Genomic DNA, 21,258 nt, shown 5'->3' on the forward strand with positions numbered 1-21,258 from the left:
GGGCGAACAACGCCTGATCTTAGTGGACTAACATGTAAATTGCCCCTGGCGCGGCGAGCAAGCATATGACTGACCAGTGCTTCCAAGTCAGGCGGTCGATTTTTCTGAAAGCCAAGCCCGCCGCGAACGCCAATGTGCCAAACACCAAAAGGGCGCTTCGCAGAAGAATGGCATCGCCAGAGTCCGCCAGGATGCTGAGGACGATGGCTGAACAGGCAGCCATGAAGGCGCTGAGAAACAGACAGCCGACGACCATGATACGTATCATGGAATCCCAAGCCTGAGCTTGCGCATATTCGTTTGGCTTCATGCAGTCTGACTACACATAATTGATGGCACGGAAAAGCAGACCGCTATCATTTGACTTTCGTCATTCCCGCGAAAGCGGGAAGCCATCACCGGATATCGCTGCTGGGGTTATGGTGGGAGATGGATCCCCGCCTTCGCGGGGATGACGGTAAAAAAAGCGGGGATGACGATGTAGGCAGAGGCGGCAACGCTCCGCCGCCCACCCTTTAGCGTTTCTTGTGCTTGCCCCGGCTGCTGCCGATGTGGCGGATGTTGGTGGGGCGGCCGCGGTGGATTTTCGGGCGGGTGCGGTCGCGTTTCAGCGGACTGCCGCGCGGGGAAGGATTGTCGGGCAGCTCGAAGCGCAGCGCGCCGTTGATCGGATCGGCTTCGGCGAGACGCAGTTCCAGCCGCTGGCCGACAGTATAGCGGTCGCCGCTTTCGACGCCCTGCAGCGCCTTGCCCGCTTCGTCGAAGAAGAAATGTTCGGCGCCCAGCGTCGATACGGGCACGAGGCCGTCGCCGCCCAGCCCCTCGACCGTGGCGAAGAAGCCGAAATTCTGGACCCCGGTGATCCGCGCCTTCACCACCTCGCCGACATGGGCCGACAGGAAGGCGGCGACATAGCGGTCGATTGTCTCGCGCTCCGCCTCCATCGCGCGGCGTTCATGGCCCGAGATCATCTCGCCGACCCGGCCCATATTCTCATAATCCTCCTGGCTGAGGGAGGAGCGGTCGGGGATCGCCTTGTCCTTGGGCGCGGGCAGTTCGAGATCATAGGCGCCGACCAGCGCGCGATGGACCAGAAGGTCGGCATAGCGGCGGATGGGCGAGGTGAAATGGGCGTAGCTGCCCAGCGCCAGGCCGAAATGGCCCATATTCTGCGGCGCATAATAGGCCTGGGTCTGGGAGCGCAGGATCTGGGTCATGATCTGCTCCTTCTCCTCCGACTCGCCGACCTTCTTGATCAGCTGGTTGAAGGTGGACGGGCGGATCACCTGGCCCAGCGCGAAGTCGATGTCGAAGGTGGCGAGATATTCCTTGAGCGCGACCAGCTTGTCGCGGCCCGGCGTTTCATGGACGCGGTACATGACCGGCGCCTTCTTCGCCTCCAGCGCCTTGGCGGCGGCGACATTGGCGGCGATCATATAATCCTCGATCAGCATATGGGCGTCGAGCCGTTCGCGCACCGCGACGCTGACGATCTTGCCCCATTCGTCGAGGACGACGCGCCGTTCGGGCAGGTCGAGCGCAAGCGGATCGCGCTTTTCACGGGCCTTGCGCAGCAGCGCCCAGCAGGCCCAGAGCGGTTTCAGCGCTGGTTCGAGCAGTTCATTATCCTGCTCGCCATCGATCGCCGCCTGCGCATTTTCATAGGCGAGGACGGCGGCGACGCGGATGATGGCGCGGGAGAAGCGGAAGCTCTTCACCTTGCCCTGCGCGTCGATCACCAGATGGCAGGCCATGGCGGCGCGGTCCTGCCCGGCGCGCAGCGAGCACATGTCGGACGAGAGCTGGTGCGGCAGCATCGGCACGACCAGGTCGGGGAAATAGACGCTGTTGCCGCGCTTGCGCGCCTCGCGGTCGAGCGCGCTGCCGGGGCGGACATAATAGCTGACATCGGCGATCGCGACGATCGCCTTGAAGCCGCCTTCATTGGCCGGGTCTTCGTCCGGCGCGGCCCAGACGGCGTCGTCATGGTCGCGGGCGTCGACCGGGTCGATCGCGACGATCGGCAGATGGCGCAGATCCTCGCGCTTGTCCTCATGCAGCGGCAGCTTCGACGCGGTGACCGCTTCCTCCTCCACCGCTTCGGGGAAGACATGGGGGATGCCATGTTTGTGGATCGCGATCAGGCTGAAGCTGCGCGGGGCGAAGGGATCGCCCAGAATGTCGGTGACGCGCGCGCTGATCCGCGGCGGGCGGCCGGTCGGCTCGGCCAGGACCAGGTCGCCCTTCTTCGCGGTGCCGATGTCGCTGATCGGCGTATCCTTGCGGATGCGCTTGTCGACCGGGCGCAGCCACAGCTTGCCGTCGGCCATTTCCTCGACCACGCCGAGCAGCATCTCGGTCGCCTTGGCGAGCTTCTTCATCGGATGGGCGAGCCAGCCCTTGCCCGCTTCCTCGGTGCGGGCAAGGATGCGGTCACCGATCGTCAGCGCGCCGCGCTTGCCCCGCTCTACCACGCGGATGCGCGGCGCGGGCTGGCCTTCGGCCTCCCAGCGTTCGGGGGTGGCGATCAGGGTGGTGTCATCGACATCGACGATGCGCAGCACCGTCACCTTGGGCACGCCGCCCATCTTGTGGAAGGCGCGGGCCGGGCCGATGTCGAGTAGGCCCTCGTCCGCCATGTCCTTGAGCAGCGCCTTCAAGGCGATCTTTTCCTGCCCCTTGAGGCCGAACGCCTTGGCGATTTCGCGCTTGCCGGCGGGGGTGTCGGACTCGGTGATGAAGTCCATCACCTGCTGCCGGGTCGGGAACCCGGCGGGACGGACTTTCGCGCGGGCCGGGGCCGCCTTCTTCTGCTTCTGGGTCGATGCCATGGCTCCGCTATAGGGGGCAGGCCGCATGGGCGCCAGTGGCATGGCGGGATGGGGGTGGCCGATCGTTGGGACGGGCATGACGATATTGCTTCTCCCCCTGTTGCTCGCTGCCGCGCCTGATGCCCCGATCGCGCCGATCGATAAGACCAATGCCGAACATTATGTCTGGGGTGGCAGCAATGATGGCTGGCATCTGGTGAAGCGTGACGAGATGTCGGTGATCCAGGAACGGATCGTGCCGGGCGGGGCGGAGGTGCGCCATTATCATCAGCGAGCGCAGCAATTCTTCTATGTCCTGTCGGGCGAGCTGACGCTGGAGGCGGGCGGGGTGACCCATGTGCTCAAAGCGGGCCAGGGGCTGGAAGTGCCGCCGGGCGTGCCGCACCGGGCGCAGAACAGCAGCAGCGCGCCGGTCGATTTCCTGGTCAATTCGACGCCCAAAAGCCATGGCGACCGGGTCGATGCGCCGGCGGAAAAATAGGAAATCCCCCGCTTAACTTCGCATATTTCCCGCACATTCTGATATTTTGGAACAGAAGTAGGAAATCTTGTTGCGCGCCGGCCCGCTTGCCTTTGTGCGCCGTTCAACGAGGACTGTGCGGGCCATCAATCGGGCTGATACCAGTAGATGTCATGGCCGATCTTGGAGAAGTGTGGGCCTGACGGCGGACCTTTCCGGCTATCATGCGTGACGAAATAGCCCCAGCCGCCGTCAAAATAGGGCTTTGTCAGAATATCGACGCCATCGGGGGAAATCGTGACGCTCATGGGATCGAGCTGCGCAATGTGATGTGGCCAACGGCTTTTGGGCACGAATTGCTGGCTGGCGGGCGTTCGCGCAGCCAAGGCTTTGGCTTCTCGTTCAATCGCCTGCAGGGTTGCAGTGTCGTGAACTGGCTGCTGGCACCCGGTGAGCGAGGCAAGGATGGCCATGATGGCGAGACCGTCAATGCGATTTGCGTGCATATACTCCCCCGATGCGGAATGCTGGCGCTTATGAAGTGGGTCTAGCGGATCGCACCGCTGTAGGACAGGCTTGCAGCATGGCATGGCTGCGGTAGAGGGGCGGGATGCAGCTTCTTATCGATGGTCAGCTGGTCGATGGCGCGCGCGCGATCGACCTTGTCAATCCGGCGGACGGGCAGGTCTTTGCCGCCGCGCCCTGTGCCGATGCGGCGCAGGTGGAGCGGGCGGTCGCGGCCGGGCAGCGGGCCTTTGCCGGCTGGCGCGCGCTGGACTTTGCCGCGCGTGGCGCGCGGATTGCGGCGCTGGCCGATGCGCTGGAGGGCCGGGCCGAGGATTTCGCCACGCTCCTGACGCAGGAACAGGGCAAGCCGCTGGCCGAGGCGCGGGGCGAGATAGAGGGGGCGGTGGCGGCGCTGCGCTATCATGCCGGGCTGCGGCTGGAGCCGGTGGTGCTGAAGAACAGCGCGACCGAGCGCGTGGTCGAGCAGCGCCATCCGCTGGGCGTGGTGGCGGCGATCGTGCCGTGGAATTATCCGCTGCTGCTGCTGGCGCTCAAGCTCGCGCCGGCGCTGATCGCGGGCAATGTGGTGATCGCCAAGCCGGCGCCGACGACGCCGCTGACGACATTGATGTTGGGCGCGCTGGCGGCCGACATCTTCCCCGCCGGGGTGGTGCAGATGCTGGGCGATGCCGGCGATGTCGGGCCGATGCTGACGGCGCATCGGGGAATCGCCCATGTCAGCTTCACCGGATCGACCGCGACCGGGCGGCGGGTGATGGCGGCGGCGGCCGACACGGTGAAGCGCTTCACGCTGGAGCTGGGCGGCAATGATCCGGCGATCCTGCTGGACGATGCCGATGTCGCGGCGGTGGCGCCGATCCTGTTCGACGGGGCGATGGGCAATGCCGGGCAGGTCTGCCTGGGCGTCAAACGCATCTATGCGCCGCGCGCGCTGATGCCGGCACTGGGCGCGGCGCTGGTCGAATGCGCGGAGCGGGCGGTGGTCGGCGACGGGCGGGCGGCCGGCACGACGATCGGCCCGGTGCAGAATGCGGCGCAATATGCGCGGCTGGTCGACCTGCTGGCGGAGGTGCGGGCGCAGGGGCGGGTGCTGCATGGCGGCGCGGCGATCGAGGGGGACGGCTATTTCGTCCCGCCGACCATCGTCACCGATCTGCCCGACGCGGCGAGGCTGGTGCAGGAGGAACAGTTCGGGCCGATCATCCCGCTGCTCGCCTATGACGACGAGGCGGAACTTGTCCGCCGGGTGAATGATGGCCCCTATGGGCTGGGCGCGTCGGTATGGACCGCCGATGCGGCGCGCGGGCAGGCGATGGCGGCGCGGATCGACAGCGGGCTGGTCTGGGTCAACCGGCTGTTCGACCTGCCCTTCGACGTACCGATCGGCGGCGCCAAGCAATCGGGCATCGGCCGGCACCAGGGGCTGGCCGGGGTGGAGGAATTCACCCAGATCCGCATCGTCAACGCGGCCCTGGGCTGAGCGGAGGAGGTGTGGCGATGACCGAGATATTGCTCTTTTCCTATGGCACGCTGCGGCTGGCGGAGGTGCAGATGGCGCTGTTCGGCCGGCTGGTGCAGGGCGAGCCGGATGCGATGCCGGGCTATCGCCAGCGCATGATCGAGATCAGCGACCCCGACGTCATCGCCAAGAGCGGCACGCGCTGGCACCCGATGGTCGAGCCGAGCGATGATCCCGAGGATGCGGTGGAGGGGACGCTGTTTCGCCTGACGGAGGCGGATGTCGCCAGCGCCGACGCCTATGAGGTCGACTATGTCCGGCGCGAAGTGCTGCTGCGGTCGGGACGGCGGGCCTTTGTTTATGGGGACAAGGGGGCTTAGCCAGGCGGGGGCTGAATTGGCGTGGAAGCTGGCCACCTGTTTCATGACGTCATCCCCGCGGAGGCGGGGATCCATCTCACCAGCGTTGGACCAGATACAAGGTCAGGAGATGGATTCCCGCCTACGCGGGAATGACAAAAATGGGTGGGAAGTGGAATGTCAGGTTTCGGGCTGCGCATTCGGTTAGCGGTCTATCCCGGTCTAATTCCATAGCCAGTAAATCAAGCCGATTACTACAAGCAGTAAGCTCAACGAGCCCAGTGCTGGCCTAAACAAGCCAAGTTCGGGTTGATGCCCATTACGGATTATAGTCGGTCGAACGACTGGTGGGATTGCGCATCCTGCTCCCGTCGAAACGCTTGCCCAGCGACCATCAATCTGGAGTTGCACCTCAGTCCAATATGGCTTTGACCATCCGATTGCCCGATAGAGAGCGAGCCTTGCATCGCCCGTTATCAACCCTTCGACCAATTGAACAATCAAGTCCCATTTATACTCGTCATCGGCTGGGAAAATGGTCGCATACCATTGTTTTCCGGAACAAACGAACTCGTCGCCTTGCAAAGAAAGCCAGAGGTCAAAATCGAGGCCCTCTTGAATGGGGTAACTGCAAGCTACTTCAACCGGAGATGTCTCATCCCAAGTATATTCGAGATTAAAGCGATGTGCGGTATCGGCAAATAGGTTGCGGGCGCGTTCGATCAGCGCGTCATCCCAACCAGTGTTTAGCTCGGAACTTCCCATTCGGCCGGATATAACTACCTATCCAACGTCCGCAAATGGGCTCTTTCCTAGGCCAGTCGAACGGCAAAAAATGGTCGTTCAGGACGGTTGCAAGTATCGCCGTCATTAGGCCACCGGCCAATGGAAGGGGATGCGGCTGTCGCCGGTGACGTTGCCGTCCGCGTCGAAGCGGCGTTCCAGCGCCAGGCCGGTGCCGTCGGGCGCGATGGCGAGGATGCTGCTGCAGCGGGTGCCATAGACGGGGTTGCGGATGAAGATGGGGGAGAGGGGCGGCTCCAGCGGGGCGTCGGACGGTGTGGCCGGGGCGATGCCGGTGGCGGGCAGGGTCTCGCGGCGCAGGGCGTCGAACAGGTCTTCGGGATCGGTCGCGCCGGCGACCAGCCATTGCAACATCGCCTCCTTGAGCGCGAGTGTCTTGGGCCAGGGCTGGTCGAGCGGGCCGTTGGAGAGGCCATAGAGGCCGGGCGCGAGCAGGCTGCGCTGGGGTTCGGGGCGATTGGTGAGGAAGACGAGCCGGTCGCGGTCGGCGAGCAGCAGGTTGAACGGGTTGAAATCGTCGAGCGCCGCCGCATGGGGATCGGCATAGGTGCCGCTGCCGGTCAGCAGGTCGGTCACCAGCGCGCCGCGTGAGGCGCGGTCGGGCAGGGGATCGCCATAGCCGCGCAAATTGGTGATGACGGCGGCCCGGCCATCCTCGTCCGCGCCGAGCCAGGTGCCGCCCGATTGCAGGTCGCGCCCGGCGATCAGGCCCGGCCGGTCGTCCCAGCGCGCCATCGCGGCGGCGGGACGGGCATGATATTCGTCGCGATTGCCGATCAGGACAAGCTGCCAGCGGGGGTGCGTCCGCCAGGCCAGTGCCACGATACACATAATGCCGCCTCCATCCTGCAACACCGGCTTGATAAATGGCGCGGCCGCCGCCATATAGGGGGTGCCGGGCTCGCCCGGCTATGGTGATAAATCGTGTCGTATAATAGACGCAGCGGACCCGGGGGCAGTACCCGGCGGTTCCACCACATGTCCCGGATGACCTTTGGTCTGGCGGGGTGTCTGATGGGGCCGAACTAGGATCGACGTGTGTTCAAAGGCGATGCTTTTACCCGGCCCGTGTAAGCCGTTAAACTGTGCAAAACTCACAAGTGCCAACGATAACGAAGCACTCGCCATTGCAGCGTAATTGAGGGCCTCACGGCCTGACATTACTCTAAAATAGCGCGGTTGAACCCACCGGGCAACAGAAGGGAATTCAGCGGCCCCCGGAGGCGCCGGGCAACAGAAGCCTCCGGACCCAATCCATCAGACGATGTTTTTTCAGGCCACGCCGCTTGCGGCGCATGGCCTTTTTGCGCGTCCATGATGCGATTCGAATCGGATGAAATTTGCATGCCGCATTCGATTTCACTTTTATGACAATGATATGAAAAACACATAAGGCAATGAAATTACGTCGATATAAAATGGAATTGGCGCCCATGCCTGATCTTGTGTCGATGTCATCAAGGTGAAATAATTCCGGCTATGCTAAAGAGTTTTTTCGGAGAAAATCGATGTTCAAGGCTGCGGCAGTTGCGGGCTTTCTTCTGGCTTCGGCGGTGCCGGCCATGGCGTCGGCGGCGGATGACGTGATCGTCAGCGTCGTGCCGGATGCGGGTCTGGCCGCGTCGGCGCTGCTCGCCCATGATTTCGACAAGGCCGCCCGCAAGCTGCAGGCGGTCTGGCCCGACACCATCAACGATCCGGCGCGCCTGATCAACCTGGGCAATGCCTATGCGGGCATGGGCCGCACCAGTGACGCGCGCGAAGCCTATGCCGCGGTTGCGCGCGTGCCCGACATGACGCTGGTGCTGGCCGATGGCAGCGAGGAATCCTCGCGCTCGATCGCGCAGCGCGCCTCGGCCCGCCTGAATACGAGCTATGCGATGCGCTGAACGCCCTGTTTCAGTGGCTCGCGCAGGGGCGTCGTCCGGTGGACGGCGCCCCTTTCTGTTGGCTGTGGCGGTTGGGTCACTGTCTTTGAACTGTAATTTTATCGACCCCGATATGTCATAAAAGGAAAATGAGGCTGTCATTTACCGCGCCTACCTGCCGCTTCCGAGGGCGACAGGGGGCGTTGTCCGATTCGCTTTTCCCCCTTGCGCTCCGCATCGCAACAAACCCGGCAGAAGCCGGAGCGGAGACGACATGGCCAAGATCAACCGTATCCATAATATCCTGATGGCGGGCTGCGCCTGCGCGGCGCTGGCTGCCTGCGGCGCGGACGATATCGCTTCGCCCGGCACCGGCGGCGACGTCATCATCAACCCGACGCCGACCCCCACGCCGACCCCGACCCCCACGCCGACCCCGGCCGCCGTCACTCCGGCTGCGGGCTGCCCGACGATCGCCGATCCCAAGGGTCTGACCGACGAGGGCACCATTTCCAGCGCGAACGGTGATGCCTGGCGCGTCTGCACGCTGCCTTCGATCATCGCCAAGAGCATCACCCTGCCCAAGATTGCCGGCCTGGTCTATCAGATGAAGGGCCGCGTCGACGTCGGCTGCGACAGCGGCTTCGCTGCGCCCACCGCCTCGGCGCCCGTCACCAGCTCGACCGTGGGCTGCACCACCGCCAACGGCTTCACGCTGGTCGGTGGCCAACTGACCGCCGACACCAACGTCACCCTGACCATCGAGCCGGGCGTCATTGTCTATGGCGGCACTGGCACGAGCTGGCTGGCCGTCAACCGCGGCAACAAGATCAATGCCGTCGGCACCGCCAGCGCGCCGATCATCTTCACCAGCCGCGACAATATCAACGGCAACTCGACTGAAAACTCGATGGGCCAGTGGGGCGGCGTCGTGCTGATGGGCCGTGCGCGCGTCACCGACTGCAACAGCGGCGGTTCCGTTGGCGCAGACACTTGCGAGCGCCAGACCGAAGGTTCGGCCGATCCGGCCGTCTATGGTGGTCGTGACGACACCTATAATGCGGGCACGATGAAATATGTGCAGATCCGCTATTCGGGCTATGTTCTGGGCTCCAACTCGGAGCTGCAGGCGCTGACGACCGAAGGCACCGGCAGCGCCACCACGCTGGACTATATCCAGAGCTTCAACAGCTCGGATGACGGCGCGGAATTCTTTGGCGGCACAGTCCACATGAAGCATTATGTCGCCACCGGCGCGGATGACGACAGCCTCGACGCCGACACCGGCATCCAGGGCCGCTTCCAATATGTGCTGATCGTGCAGCGTCCGGGCCAGGGCGACGCGCTGATGGAAGTCGACAGCAATGGTCTGGAAAGCGATACCCCGCGCCAGAACACCATCGTCGCCAACTTCACCGCGATCCAGTCGCAGGTCAGCAGCAACAACGAAGCCAATGACCAGGCATCGATCCTGAACCGCGGCAACAGCGACCTGTCGCTGGTGAACGGCATTGTCGTGTCGCCCAACAACGAGTGCGTCCGCCTGCATGGCACCGGCACTGCCGCGACCCGCGCCACGCTGACCGCCCGTTCGGTGCTGATGCAGTGCAACGCGGCGAAGTATATCGGTTCGGGTAGCGGCGCGACCGCCTACACCGCCGCCGATGTCGCCGCCATCTTCAGCGGCAACAACAACAATGATGCCTACACGGCCTCGCTGAGCGCGGTGTTCATCAACGGTGCGGCCGAAACCGCCGCCACCGCGATCGACGCCAAGACGCTGGACAGCTTCTTCGACACGACGACCTATGTCGGCGCGGTCAAGGATGCCAACGACACCTGGTTCGCCGGCTGGACCTGCAACTCGGCCTACGCGCCGTTTGACAGCACCAGCACCGCGCGCCGCGCCTGCACCTCGATCCCGCTCTAAGACGGGACGGACCTGATGCGGGGCGGGACGCGGCCATAATCGGCCGCATCCCGCCCCGAAACGTGCAATGACCTTATCTAGGGGATATTCGATGGCGACGCCGCTCAAGTTCGCGGGCCTGCTGCTGCTTTCCACTGCGCTGGTCGCGCCGGCCGCGCTGGCCCAGGAAGTGCCCGCGCCCGCCGATGCCACCACGTCCGATCCGCAGGCGGTCGATCCTGCTGCCGCTGCCGGTCGTTCGACCGCCGAGGATCCGGAGGCGGCGCCCGACATTTCGGTCCCCGGTTCCGACATCATCGTCACCGGCCGCCGCAGTGCCAACGTCCAGAAGAATATTCCGGCGGTGGTTTCGGTCCTGTCTTCGGCCGATATCGCCCGGACGGGCGACGGCAACATCGCCGGCGCGCTGGGCCGCGTCACCGGCCTGTCGGTGGTCGGCAACGGCTATGTCTATGTCCGAGGCCTGGGCGATCGCTATTCGCTCGCGCTGCTAAACGGTTCGCCGCTGCCCAGCCCCGAGCCGCTCAAGCGCGTCGTGCCGTTGGACCTGTTCCCGACCAACATCGTCTCGTCCTCGATGGTGCAGAAGAGCTATTCGGCCAATTATCCCGGCGAGTTCGGCGGCGGCGTCATCAACCTGACGACCAATGCGGTGCCGGCGGAAAGCTTCCTGACGATCAGCGGCGGTATCGGTGCCAACACCGAAACCACCTATCAGATGGGCTATAGCTATTATGGCAGCAAGAGCGACTGGACCGGCTTCGACAATGGCAGCCGCGACATTCCGCCGGCACTCGCCGCCTTCTTCGCCAGCGGCGAACGGATCAGCTCGGGCAATGTCGATACCACCGCGATCGCGGCGGAAATGGTGCGCTTCAGCAAGGGCACCGTCCAGCGCATCAAGGATATCGACCCCAATTATTCGGCGACCATCTCGGGCGGCACTTCGTTCGACCTGGGCGGCTCGACCCTGGGCCTGATCGCCACCGCGGGCTACAGCAACAAGTGGACCACGCGCGACCAGCGCCAGCAAAATTCGATCACGCCCGACCTGTCGGCGCTCAATTCGGATTTCCAGCGCGTCACCACCGACAATCGCATCGTCGTCAACGGCCTGCTGGGCCTGGGCCTGGAGTTTGGCGACAACAAGATCCGCTGGACCAACCTCTATATCCGCGACACGCTCAAGCACACCCGCATGGGTCTGGGCAACACCCAGACCCAGCCGACGTCGGACATCATGGAGCAGGATACCGCCTGGTATGAGCGCCAGCTGATCGACACGCAGGTGGTGGGCGAGTTCAAGCTGAGCCCGGCGTTCAGCCTGGACGTGCGCGGCGGCTTCGCCAATTCGCAGCGCGAAGCCCCCTATGAACTGTCGTTCGAATATATCCGCACCAATGCGGCGGCCGACCCCTATGGCAATCTGTTCGTCAACCGCCTGAACGGCAATACCGGCCAGACCGCGACGGTGAGCTTCTCCGACCTCAACGAAGATCTGTGGTCGGGCGGCGCGGACCTGACCTGGAAGCCGTCGGCCGACATGGCGCTGACCGCCGGCTATGCCTATGTCGACACCAACCGCACCAGCTCGCGTCGCGACTTCCAGTTCCGCGCGTCGAGCGACATGCCTGAAGGCGTGGGCGTGCTGCGCCCCGACCTGCTGCTGGCACCGGGCATCGTCAACGCTTATGACATTGCCCTGATCGAGACCAACGAAGGCAATCCCGCCTTCCGCGCGACGCTCAAGAACCATGCCGGCTATGGCAAGCTGAACTGGCAGATCCTGGACGACCTGTCACTCGACGCGGGCGTGCGTTATGAAACGGCCAAGCTCAATGTGTCGCCACTGCAGGTGTTCAGCACGCCAGGCGCTGGCACGGCCTCGACCCAGCTCGACAACAATTACTGGCTGCCCAGCGGCACGCTGACCTGGCAGATGCGCGACGACATGCAGGTGCGCCTGAACGCGTCGAAGACCATTGCCCGGCCGCAGTTCCGCGAGCTGATCTATCAATTCTACTTCGACCCGGACACCAACCGTCGCTATCAGGGTAACCCCTATCTGCAGGACAGCAAGCTGTTCAACGCGGAAGCGCGCTATGAATGGTATTTCGCGCGGGATCAGCGCTTTACGCTGTCGGGCTTCTACAAGACGATCGACAATCCGATCGAAACCTTCATCTCGCTCAACAGCGACGCGTTCATCACCAGCTTCGCCAATGCCCCCAAGGCCGACCTTTATGGCGGCGAAGTCGAGCTGCAGAAATATTTCGACCTGTCGTCCATGTCGGACAGCGCGTTCTTCTCGACCCGCCGTCTGGTGACGATCGCCAACTATACCTACACCAAGTCGAAGCTGAAGGTGAAGGATGGCGATACGACCGCCGTGTTCGGCGCGTCGTCGACGCTGGCGACCGACTATTTCCGCAACGGTTCGCCTTTGACGGGCCAGTCGGACCATCTGGTCAACTTCCAGTTCGGCCTGGAAGACCAGGACAAGCTGTCGCAGCAGACGCTGATCCTGTCCTATGCCAGCAAGCGCGTGACCAGCCGTGGCCTGGCCAACCAGGATCAGCCGGACGTCTATGAACATCCCGGCATCAACCTGGACTTCGTGGCGCGCCAGGGCGTCTATGTCGCAGGGCGCCAGTTCGACGCCAAGTTCGAGGTGCGCAACATCCTGGGCAACGACTATGAGGAAAGCCAGTCGAACGGCACCAACAAGGTCATCTACAACGCCTATAATTATGGCACGACCTTCAACTTCTCGCTGTCGACGACCTTCTGACGTCAGGCACAGCCGAAACGGAAAGGGCGCCCGATCGGGCGCCCTTTTGCGTTGGGGGATCGGCGGTGCGGGCTCATTTCTCCATCAGCAGCTTCACGATCCGGCGCTTGCCGAAGCGCAGCGGGTCGGCGAACCAGGTTATCTCCACTTTCTGCCCTTCGCGCAGATAGGGCGGACCGCCGGCAAAGCCGCAGAAGGTCGCCACCGGACAGCGGCTGCCCTCGTGCCAGGAAAAACTCTCCCCGCCGATGTCGAAGCCATGGGTTATATTGGTCTGATGTTTCTGGAAGGAGAGGGGGTCGGTATTCCGGCTGCGCGTGCGGATGTCCCATAATTTGCTGATCCGCCCCTTGGTCACGCTCATCTGGTCCATGTCCATGGTGCCGACCCGCAACTGGTCGAATAGCGGCAGGCCGCCGAACCACAGGCCGGCAAGCAGGATCGCGGCCGGCATATGGCGCGGCATCCGTCGCCCGGATCGCTTCCACCAGCGGGCGCCCAGGAACAATAGGGCAAAGAAGATCAGATAGAGGATCGCCGTCCAGTCAAACGGCGCCATGCTCCTGTCATAGGCTGTAATCACGCGAGGCCCCCCAGCGCATTTCTTCCATCATGCCATGACGGGTGCGAAAGGAAAGAGCCTGGCGGTGCGCGCGGGCGCTTCACAGGGTTTTCCCCGATACCCCGTTGCCAGGCGAGCATGCAGACACAGGCGACCCAATTCCTGTTCATGCGAAGGGAAAGCGCCATGGCCGACAAGAAACCCAATATCCTCGTCATCTGGGGCGACGATATCGGGATATCGAACCTCAGTTGCTACACCGACGGGGTGATGGGCTATCGCACGCCCAATATTGACCGGATCGCCAGGGAGGGGATGAAGTTCACCGACAGCTATGGCGAGCAGAGCTGCACCGCCGGCCGTTCTTCCTTCATCACCGGACAGAGCGTGCTGCGCACAGGCCTGTCCAAGGTCGGCATTCCCGGCGCGCCGGTGGGCATGAGCGACAAGATCATCACCATCGCCGCGCTGCTGAAGGAACAGGGCTATGCCACCGGCCAGTTCGGCAAGAACCATCTGGGCGACCTCAACCATATGCTGCCGACCAATCACGGCTTCGACGAATTTTTCGGCAATCTCTATCACCTGAACGCCGAAGAAGAGCCGGAGATGGAAAATTATCCGCTCAACGAACCGGACATGCCGCATTTCAAGGAACGCTTCGGCCCGCGCGGGGTGATCCATTCCTTCGCGACCGATGTCGACGATGCCACCGAAATGCCGCGCTGGGGCAAGGTCGGCAAGCAGAAGATCGAGGATACCGGCCCGCTGACGGCCAAGCGTATGGAAACCTGCGACGATGAATTCGTCGAACGCGCGTCGAAATTCATCAAGCAGGCGGAGGCCGATGGAAAGCCGTGGTTCGTATGGGTGAACACGACCCATATGCACATGTTCACGCACCCCAAGCCGGGCAGCAAGGGCCAGGCCGGCCGCTGGCAGTCCGACTATCACGACACCATGATCGACCATGACAAGAATGTCGGCCAACTGCTCGACCTGCTGGACGAACTGGGCATCGCCGAGGACACGCTGGTCCAATATTCGACCGACAACGGCCCGCATCGCAACAGCTGGCCCGATTGCGGCACCACGCCGTTCCGCAGCGAAAAGAACACCAATTGGGAAGGCGCCTTCCGCATTCCGATGATGGTGCGCTGGCCGGGCAAGGTGCCGGCCGGATCAGTTTCCAACGGCATCGTCCAGCATCATGACTGGCTGCCGACCTTCCTGGAAATGGCGGGTGAGCCCGATATCATCGAGAAGGTGAAGAAGGGCTACAAGGCGATCGGCCGGACCTACAAGAACCATATCGACGGCGTCAGCCTGGTCGGCCACATCACCGGCAAGGAAGAGAAGAGCCCGCGCAACGCCTTCTTCTACATCAGCGACGATGGCGACATCCTGGCCATGCGCTACGACAATTGGAAATGCGTGTTCCTGGAACAGCGCTGCGCCGGCACGATGAAGGTCTGGGGCGAGCCGTTCACCCGGCTGCGCATTCCCAAGCTCTTCAACCTGCGGATCGATCCCTATGAGTTCGCCGACATCACATCCAACACCTATTATGACTGGGTGTTGAAGAACACCTTCCTGCTCTATGGCGCACAGGCGGGCGCGGCCCAATTTGCCGACACCTTCAAGGAATTCCCGCCGATCCAGAAGCCCAACACCTTCACCATCGACGACGCCATCAACGCGATGGGCGATGCGGCGGGCGGCGCGAGCTGAACCATGAAAAAAGCGGCGCGGGATACTGTCCCGCGCCGCTCCTGATAATCGCTGTCCTGATGCCGCCGCCCGATCCTGCGATCGGGCGGCGGTCTTGATCAGGCCGCCTTGGGCGGGGCGAACTTGGTGAGGTCGATGCCGACCACGGCCTTCTTATATTCGTCCATATTGGGCGTGCGGCCCAGGATGGTCGAGAGCACCACCAGCGGGGTCGAGGCGAGGAGGGATTCGCCCTTCTTCTCGGCCGTGTCTTCCACCACGCGGCCCTGGAACAGGCGGGTCGAGGTGGCGAGGACGGTGTCGCCCTTCGCGGCCTTTTCCTGGTTGCCCATGCACAGGTTGCAGCCCGGACGCTCCAGATAGAGGGTATTCTCATATTCGGTGCGGGCGGCGTTCTTGGGGTGGCTGTCGTCGAACTCGAAGCCGGCATACTTCTTGAGCACGTCCCAGTCGCCTTCGGCCTTCAGCTCGTCGACGATATTGTAGGTCGGCGGAGCGACGACCAGCGGCGCCTTGAACTCGACCTTGCCCTCGGCGGCTTCGATGTTCTTGAGCATCTGGGCCAGGATCTTCATGTCGCCCTTGTGCACCATGCACGATCCGATGAAGCCCAGATCCACCTTCTTGGTGCCGCCATAATAGGAAACCGGGCGGATGGTGTCGTGGGTGTAGCGCTTCGACACGTCGGCATTGTTGACGTCCGGGTCCGCGATCATCGGTTCGTCGATCTGATCGAGGTCGACGACGACTTCGGCATAATATTTGGCGTTGGCGTCGGGCGACAGGGCCGGCTTCTCGCCCGAGCGGATCTCGGCGATGCGCTTGTCGGCCAGAGCGATCAGGCCACGGAGCGTGCCGGCGGCATTTTCCATGCCCTTGTCGATCATGATCTGGATGCGCGACTTGGCGATTTCCAGCGACTCGATCAGCGTTTCGTCCTGCGAGATGCAGATCGACGCCTTCGCCTTCATCTCGGCGGTCCAGTCGGTGAAGGTGAAGGCCTGGTCGGCCAGCAGCGTGCCGATATGGACTTCGATGATGCGGCCCTGGAAGACATTTTCGCCAGCGAACTGGTGGAGCATCTGCGCCTGGGTGGCGTGGACGACGTCGCGGAAGTCCATATAGGGCGCCATCTGGCCCTTGAAGGTGACCTTGACCGACTGCGGGATCGGCATGGTGGCCTCACCGGTGGCCAGCGCCAGCGCGACCGTGCCCGAGTCCGCGCCGAAGGCGACGCCCTTCGACATGCGGGTGTGGCTGTCGCCGCCGATGATGATCGCCCAGTCGTCCACGGTGATGTCGTTCAGCACCTTGTGGATGACGTCGGTCATCGCGTGATAGACGCCCTTGGGGTCGCGCGCGGTGATGAGGCCGAAATTGTTCATGAAGCTCATGAGCTTGGGAATGTTGGCCTGGGCCTTCTTGTCCCACACCGACGCGGTGTGGCAGCCCGACTGATAGGCGCCATCGACCAGCGGCGAGATGACGGTGGCGGCCATCGCCTCCAGTTCCTGCGCGGTCATCAGGCCGGTGGTGTCCTGCGAGCCGACGATGTTGACCTTCACGCGCACGTCCGAACCGGCATGCAGCACCTTGCCCGGCGTCACGCCCACGGCGTTGCGGTTGAAGATCTTCTCCACGGCGGTCAGGCCCTGGTCCTCGACCGTGATTTCCTTGTTCGGCGCGAACACCTTGGGCGCTTCGATGCCCAGCGTCTCGGCAGCGAAGGTCTGGAGCTTCTTGCCGAAGACGATGGCGTAGCTGCTGCCCGCCTTCATGAATTCCATCTTCTGGGGCGTGAAGGCGGCGGCGACGTCGACCAGTTCCTTGCCGGCCTCGTCGGTCAGCTTCTTGTTCTTGACGTCGATCTTCAGCACCGTGCCAGTCGCGACCGAGAAGGCCTCCTCCAGCACCGGATTGCCGTCATTGTTGATGATCGCCTTGCCCTCGCCATCGGTCTTCTTGACCCAGTTCTTGAGGTTGAGACCGATGCCGCCGGTGACGTCCACGGTGGTCGCGAAGATCGGCGAGATGCCGTTGGTGCCCGCGACGACCGGCGCATAGTTGACGAAGGGGACATAGGGGCTCTGCTGCTTGCCGGCCCACAGCGCCACATTGTTGACGCCCGACATGCGCGAGGAGCCGACGCCCATCGTGCCCTTTTCGGCGATCAGCATGACGCGCGCGTCGGGATGCTGGGCCTTCAGGGCAACGATTTCCTGCTGCGCTTCGGGCGAGATCATGCACAGGCCGTGCAGTTCGCGGTCCGAGCGCGAGTGCGCCTGGTTGCCCGGCGAGAGAAGGTCGGTCGAGATATCGCCTTCGCCGGCGATGAAGGTCACGACCTTGATCTCGTCCTCGACCTCGGGGAGCTTGGTGAAGAATTCGGCCTTGGCATAGCTTTCCAGCACATCCTTGGCGACGGCATTGCCGGCGGCGAAGGCGTCGCGCAGGCGGAACATGTCGGCGTCGTAGAGGAAGACCTGGGTTTTCAGGACTTCGCCCGCCTGGACGGCGAGCGCCGCGTCATCGCCGAGCGCGATGTCGAGCAGCACGGCGATCGAGGGGCCGCCCTTCATATGGCTGAGCAGTTCCAGCGCGAAGGCGGGGGTGATTTCCGCAACGGTGACGTCGCCCAGCACGATCTTCTTGAGGAAGTCGGCCTTCACGCCCGCAGCGCTGGTGGTGCCGGGCAGGGTGTTGTAGATGAAGAATTCGAGCGCGTCGGCGCGATGTTCGCTGCCCGCGTCCTGGATCAGGGTGATGAGTTCGGCGACGAGGGCGCCGTCGTCGATCGGCTTGGGTGCGAGCCCCTGGACTTTCCTGCTGTCGATTTCGGCCAGATAATCCAGGTAGATGCTCATTATAAATCCAATGCCATAAAGTGTATGAATCCGGGCGTGGCACCACCGGACGGCTTTATGGACCGACCTGGGGCGGTGACGGGTCGCGCGTAGGCCAAGATCGCCCGGCTTGCAAGCTGCCCGATAGGCCCGGATGCACCGATCCGGATCGCCCCGGCGCTCGCTACGCGGGGAGCGAAGGCGATCCGTAGCGGCGGACGAGTGTCAAGGCGGATATTGGGTGCCACCATGATGTCTGCAACCCTTCTTATGTTGCCCAGGCGGCTCCAACATGTCCCGTAAAGAAGAGGCCTGCGCTCCGCCGGTGTCGCGATTGTGAGAAATTGTTGCGCAGGCGGCCGGGCATATCATCATTGATTGACCGCTACCTTCTTCCTCCACATCAGCCCGTGAAATTCTAATGCGACTAAGTCGCACTATTATTTCAAAGGGGGTCTGAAATGCCATTTTCTGCAATCTTGTCGACGCGTGCCCATCTGCTGGGGGGCGCTGCCCTGATCGGTGCGCTCGCACTGCCCGTCGCCGCCCAGGCGCAGGCGCCCGATGCCGATGCGCAGTCGAGCGCGATCGTCGTCACCGCAGCCGGCTATGAACAGAATATCATCGAGGCGCCGGCCAGCATCACCGTGCTGGGCCGCGAGGAATTGCAGGAAAAGCGGTTCGGCAGCCTGGCCGAAGCGCTGCAGGATGTGCAGGGCGTCGATGTCGGCGGCGAAGCGGGCAAGACCGGCGGCCTCAACATCTCGATCCGCGGCATGCCCAGCGACTATACGCTGGTGCTGATCGACGGCCGGCGCCAGAATGCGCCCGGCGGCGTCACGCCCAACGGCTTTGGCGAAACCTCCACCAGCTTCCTGCCCCCCTTCTCCGCGATCGACCGGATCGAGGTGGTGCGTGGCCCGATGTCCACCCTCTACGGCTCGGACGCGATGGGCGGCGTCGTCAACATCATCACCCGCAAGGTCGGCGATCGCTGGGTCGGCACCGCCAGCGCCGAAAGCACGATCCAGGGCGATGACCGCTTCGGCAATATCCAGTCGGTCAACGGCTTTGCCCAGGGGCCGATCATCAAGGGGCTGGCCGGCCTGACCCTGCGTGGCAGTGTCTTCCATCGCGCCGGGTCCGACATCGAGATCCCCGGCGATCCGGCGCTGACCTTGGGCCGCAACCCGGTGGAATCGGACATCTATAATTATGGTGGCCGGCTGACGCTGACACCCCATGCCGATCATGACCTGTGGTTCGAATATGATCGCAACGAACAAAGCTATGACAATAGCCGGGGCCAATTGGGCACGCTGGGATCGGGCGGCTATGCCCCCGAACAGCGGTTCAACCGCAGCAATTATGTGATCGCGCACAGCTGGCGCATGGGCTTTGGCCAGCTCGACACCACCCTGACCCGCAACGAGACCGAGACGATCGGCCGCCTGATCCCCAATGGCACGCCGGGCGCTGTGCCGGGCAGCCCGCGCACGCTGGAGGCGCGCAACGACATCATCGATTCCCGCTTTGCCGGCAAGGCGGGCGCGCTGGCCTTCACCGTCGGCGGCCAATATTGGAAGGCGCGCATGGTCGAGGGCGTGGCCCCAGAGCCGTTCAAGTTCACCCAGTGGGCGGGCTTTGCCGAAGCGACGCTGACCGTCGTCGACGGCTTCAACATCACCGGCGGCGCGCGCTACGACAATCACTCGACCTTTGGCGACAAATGGTCGCCGCGTGCCTATGCAGTATGGAACATCAATGATGTGCTGACATTGAAGGGCGGCGTCAGCCGCGGTTTCAAGACGCCGCGCGTCGAACAGATTGCCGAGGGCATCATTGGCTTTGGCGGGCAGGGGCGCATCCCGCTGCTCGGCACGCCGGGGCTGAAGCCGGAAACCAGCACCAGCTATGAAGCGGGCCTCTATTATGACGGCGACGGCTTCTTCAGCGGCAATGTCACCCTGTTCAACAATGACTTCACCGACAAGATCGCCAGCGGTCCGGGCATCCCCAATTGCCAGTTTTCGGGCAATCCCAATCGCCCCGGCTGTCTGGATGTCGGCCCGTTCCCGACCGTCGACCTGTTCAGCCAGTCGATCAACATCGACAAGGCCCGCACCCGCGGCGTCGAGGTGGCAACCCGTTTCGCCCTGACCTCCACCCTGTCGCTGACGGCCAACTATACCTATACCGAGACCGAGCAGCTGAGCGGCGCGGAAGAGGGGCTGCCGCTGATCGGCATGCCCAAGCATATGCTGAACGGCAATCTGCGCTGGAAGCTGGGCGACAAGGCCAGCGTTTGGACCCGCGCCGAAATCCGTTCCAGCCGCTATCGCGGCGCCAATGCGCAGCAGACGTCCGTGGGCGACTTCCGCAGCTATGAAGTCTTCCACCTGGGTGGTTCCTACCAGGTCGCACCCGCCTTCCGCCTGTCGGCGACGCTCTATAATATCCTCGACACCGACTATGCGGTCTATGTGCCCTATCAGACCGGCACGACGACCGCCTGGACCCCGGCCTATTCGATCAACCAGGAAGGGCGCCGCCTCTGGCTCTCGGCTACGGTCGACTTCTGACGGGAGAAGGGCCCCGCCCTGCGCGCCAGGCGCGGGGCGGTGTCATGGGCTCCCTGAAGGGAGAGGTGGTCTGAAAGGCGATCAATTTTAGTTGGTCGGTGCTAGGGTCAGGATCCATTGATATGGGCGTTGCGATCTGATTCATGCTCCGTGAGGAGACTGGAATTGAGTGACCTGTGTTGGCTGACGGACGACCAGATGGCGCGGCTTGAGCCATATTTCCCCAAGAGCCATGGCAAGCCCCGGGTTGATGATCGACGGGTGTTGAGCGGGATCATCTTTGTGAACCGTAACGGGCTGCGCTGGCGGGATGCACCGAAGGATTATGGTCCGCACAAGACGCTCTACAATCGCTGGAAGCGGTGGAGCGATAAGGGCGTGTTCCTGCGGATGATGGAAGGTTTGGCTGCGCCTCAGTCTTCCGAACGCAAGACGGTGATGATCGACGCGACCTATCTGAAGGCGCACCGCACGGCATCAAGCCTGCGGGTAAAAAAGGGGATGCTGGCC

At 63.3% G+C, this 21,258-nt stretch carries 17 protein-coding genes and 1 other RNA gene; 10 read left to right on the plus strand and 8 right to left on the minus strand.

Annotated elements, in window-relative coordinates; genetic code table 11:
- Window positions 1-19: 19 nt before the first annotated feature.
- The gene (locus AC13EK_RS02215; protein ID WP_234792173.1) at window positions 20-310 is read right to left on the minus strand and encodes a hypothetical protein; all 291 of its coding nucleotides are present in this window, start codon (window positions 308-310) and stop codon (window positions 20-22) included.
- 205 nt (window positions 311-515) lie between these two features.
- The gene (gene rnr, locus AC13EK_RS02220; protein WP_069336606.1) at window positions 516-2,831 is read right to left on the minus strand and encodes a ribonuclease R; all 2,316 of its coding nucleotides are present in this window, start codon (window positions 2,829-2,831) and stop codon (window positions 516-518) included.
- 76 nt (window positions 2,832-2,907) lie between these two features.
- Between rnr and AC13EK_RS02225 the strand changes: the two genes are divergently transcribed.
- Complete coding sequence (locus AC13EK_RS02225) at window positions 2,908-3,312, plus strand: cupin domain-containing protein (protein WP_234792172.1); 405 nt, start codon at window positions 2,908-2,910, stop codon at window positions 3,310-3,312.
- 125 nt (window positions 3,313-3,437) lie between these two features.
- Here the strand turns inward: AC13EK_RS02225 and AC13EK_RS02230 are convergent, their stop codons facing one another.
- Window positions 3,438-3,764, minus strand: coding sequence for a hypothetical protein (locus AC13EK_RS02230; protein WP_483022003.1), 327 nt, complete (start codon window positions 3,762-3,764; stop codon window positions 3,438-3,440).
- A 137-nt stretch (window positions 3,765-3,901) separates the two neighbouring features.
- Between AC13EK_RS02230 and AC13EK_RS02235 the strand changes: the two genes are divergently transcribed.
- Window positions 3,902-5,299, plus strand: coding sequence for an aldehyde dehydrogenase family protein (locus AC13EK_RS02235; RefSeq protein ID WP_069336603.1), 1,398 nt, complete (start codon window positions 3,902-3,904; stop codon window positions 5,297-5,299).
- A gap of 17 nt (window positions 5,300-5,316) precedes the next feature.
- A complete protein-coding gene (locus tag AC13EK_RS02240) occupies window positions 5,317-5,658 on the plus strand; it encodes a gamma-glutamylcyclotransferase family protein (RefSeq protein ID WP_069336602.1) in 342 nt (113 codons plus the stop codon).
- A gap of 201 nt (window positions 5,659-5,859) precedes the next feature.
- On the opposite strand, the gene AC13EK_RS02245 is transcribed toward AC13EK_RS02240, so the two are convergent.
- Complete coding sequence (locus AC13EK_RS02245; protein ID WP_139149969.1) at window positions 5,860-6,402, minus strand: hypothetical protein; 543 nt, start codon at window positions 6,400-6,402, stop codon at window positions 5,860-5,862.
- A 105-nt stretch (window positions 6,403-6,507) separates the two neighbouring features.
- Window positions 6,508-7,272 (minus strand): NRDE family protein, encoded by a 765-nt coding sequence (locus AC13EK_RS02250; protein WP_069336601.1) that lies wholly within the window; start codon window positions 7,270-7,272, stop codon window positions 6,508-6,510.
- Window positions 7,273-7,296: 24 nt separating this feature from the next.
- Here AC13EK_RS02250 and ssrA point away from each other — a divergent pair.
- Window positions 7,297-7,651, plus strand: a transfer-messenger RNA (tmRNA) gene (ssrA, locus tag AC13EK_RS02255).
- Here the strand turns inward: ssrA and AC13EK_RS02260 are convergent.
- On the minus strand, window positions 7,649-7,876 hold the full coding sequence (locus AC13EK_RS02260; protein WP_170828659.1) for a hypothetical protein: 228 nt from the start codon (window positions 7,874-7,876) through the stop codon (window positions 7,649-7,651). The genes ssrA and AC13EK_RS02260 overlap by 3 nt on opposite strands.
- A 73-nt stretch (window positions 7,877-7,949) precedes the next feature.
- Here AC13EK_RS02260 and AC13EK_RS02265 point away from each other — a divergent pair, with 73 nt between their 5' ends.
- The 3 genes from AC13EK_RS02265 (at window position 7,950) to AC13EK_RS02275 (ending at window position 13,030) form a co-directional block, all read left to right on the plus strand.
- On the plus strand, window positions 7,950-8,330 hold the full coding sequence (locus AC13EK_RS02265) for a hypothetical protein (protein ID WP_004207460.1): 381 nt from the start codon (window positions 7,950-7,952) through the stop codon (window positions 8,328-8,330).
- Window positions 8,331-8,583: 253 nt separating this feature from the next.
- A complete protein-coding gene (locus AC13EK_RS02270; RefSeq protein ID WP_277788110.1) occupies window positions 8,584-10,239 on the plus strand; it encodes a hypothetical protein in 1,656 nt (551 codons plus the stop codon).
- A gap of 91 nt (window positions 10,240-10,330) precedes the next feature.
- Window positions 10,331-13,030 (plus strand): TonB-dependent receptor domain-containing protein, encoded by a 2,700-nt coding sequence (locus AC13EK_RS02275; protein ID WP_277788111.1) that lies wholly within the window; start codon window positions 10,331-10,333, stop codon window positions 13,028-13,030.
- A 73-nt stretch (window positions 13,031-13,103) separates the two neighbouring features.
- Here the strand turns inward: AC13EK_RS02275 and AC13EK_RS02280 are convergent, their stop codons facing one another.
- The gene (locus AC13EK_RS02280; RefSeq protein ID WP_069338840.1) at window positions 13,104-13,589 is read right to left on the minus strand and encodes a hypothetical protein; all 486 of its coding nucleotides are present in this window, start codon (window positions 13,587-13,589) and stop codon (window positions 13,104-13,106) included.
- Window positions 13,590-13,778: 189 nt separating this feature from the next.
- On the opposite strand from AC13EK_RS02280, the gene AC13EK_RS02285 reads away from it, so the two are divergent.
- A complete protein-coding gene (locus AC13EK_RS02285) occupies window positions 13,779-15,323 on the plus strand; it encodes an arylsulfatase (protein WP_069338844.1) in 1,545 nt (514 codons plus the stop codon).
- 98 nt (window positions 15,324-15,421) lie between these two features.
- On the opposite strand, the gene AC13EK_RS02290 is transcribed toward AC13EK_RS02285, so the two are convergent.
- Window positions 15,422-18,187: a bifunctional aconitate hydratase 2/2-methylisocitrate dehydratase gene (locus AC13EK_RS02290; RefSeq protein ID WP_069338841.1), complete on the minus strand. Its 2,766-nt coding sequence runs from the start codon at window positions 18,185-18,187 to the stop codon at window positions 15,422-15,424.
- A 440-nt stretch (window positions 18,188-18,627) separates the two neighbouring features.
- On the opposite strand from AC13EK_RS02290, the gene AC13EK_RS02295 reads away from it, so the two are divergent.
- Both AC13EK_RS02295 and AC13EK_RS02300 read left to right on the plus strand, forming a co-directional pair.
- On the plus strand, window positions 18,628-20,748 hold the full coding sequence (locus tag AC13EK_RS02295) for a TonB-dependent receptor domain-containing protein (protein WP_069338842.1): 2,121 nt from the start codon (window positions 18,628-18,630) through the stop codon (window positions 20,746-20,748).
- A gap of 165 nt (window positions 20,749-20,913) precedes the next feature.
- Window positions 20,914-21,258: IS5 family transposase (locus AC13EK_RS02300; RefSeq protein ID WP_483022004.1), on the plus strand; the 345-nt coding region annotated here is incomplete at its 3' end.

The sequence above is a fragment of the Sphingobium sp. L-44 genome (genome assembly GCF_056859495.1).

Coding starts and splice junctions, on each gene's coding strand:
- AC13EK_RS02215 (WP_234792173.1), bottom strand. CDS start 310: ATGAAGCCAAACGAATATGCGCAAGCTCAGGCTTGGGATTCCATGATA.
- rnr (WP_069336606.1), bottom strand. CDS start 2,831: ATGGCATCGACCCAGAAGCAGAAGAAGGCGGCCCCGGCCCGCGCGAAA.
- AC13EK_RS02225 (WP_234792172.1), top strand. CDS start 2,908: ATGACGATATTGCTTCTCCCCCTGTTGCTCGCTGCCGCGCCTGATGCC.
- AC13EK_RS02230 (WP_483022003.1), bottom strand. CDS start 3,764: ATGGCCATCCTTGCCTCGCTCACCGGGTGCCAGCAGCCAGTTCACGAC.
- AC13EK_RS02235 (WP_069336603.1), top strand. CDS start 3,902: ATGCAGCTTCTTATCGATGGTCAGCTGGTCGATGGCGCGCGCGCGATC.
- AC13EK_RS02240 (WP_069336602.1), top strand. CDS start 5,317: ATGACCGAGATATTGCTCTTTTCCTATGGCACGCTGCGGCTGGCGGAG.
- AC13EK_RS02245 (WP_139149969.1), bottom strand. CDS start 6,402: ATGGGAAGTTCCGAGCTAAACACTGGTTGGGATGACGCGCTGATCGAA.
- AC13EK_RS02250 (WP_069336601.1), bottom strand. CDS start 7,272: ATGTGTATCGTGGCACTGGCCTGGCGGACGCACCCCCGCTGGCAGCTT.
- AC13EK_RS02260 (WP_170828659.1), bottom strand. CDS start 7,876: ATGGGCGCCAATTCCATTTTATATCGACGTAATTTCATTGCCTTATGT.
- AC13EK_RS02265 (WP_004207460.1), top strand. CDS start 7,950: ATGTTCAAGGCTGCGGCAGTTGCGGGCTTTCTTCTGGCTTCGGCGGTG.
- AC13EK_RS02270 (WP_277788110.1), top strand. CDS start 8,584: ATGGCCAAGATCAACCGTATCCATAATATCCTGATGGCGGGCTGCGCC.
- AC13EK_RS02275 (WP_277788111.1), top strand. CDS start 10,331: ATGGCGACGCCGCTCAAGTTCGCGGGCCTGCTGCTGCTTTCCACTGCG.
- AC13EK_RS02280 (WP_069338840.1), bottom strand. CDS start 13,589: ATGGCGCCGTTTGACTGGACGGCGATCCTCTATCTGATCTTCTTTGCC.
- AC13EK_RS02285 (WP_069338844.1), top strand. CDS start 13,779: ATGGCCGACAAGAAACCCAATATCCTCGTCATCTGGGGCGACGATATC.
- AC13EK_RS02290 (WP_069338841.1), bottom strand. CDS start 18,187: ATGAGCATCTACCTGGATTATCTGGCCGAAATCGACAGCAGGAAAGTC.
- AC13EK_RS02295 (WP_069338842.1), top strand. CDS start 18,628: ATGCCATTTTCTGCAATCTTGTCGACGCGTGCCCATCTGCTGGGGGGC.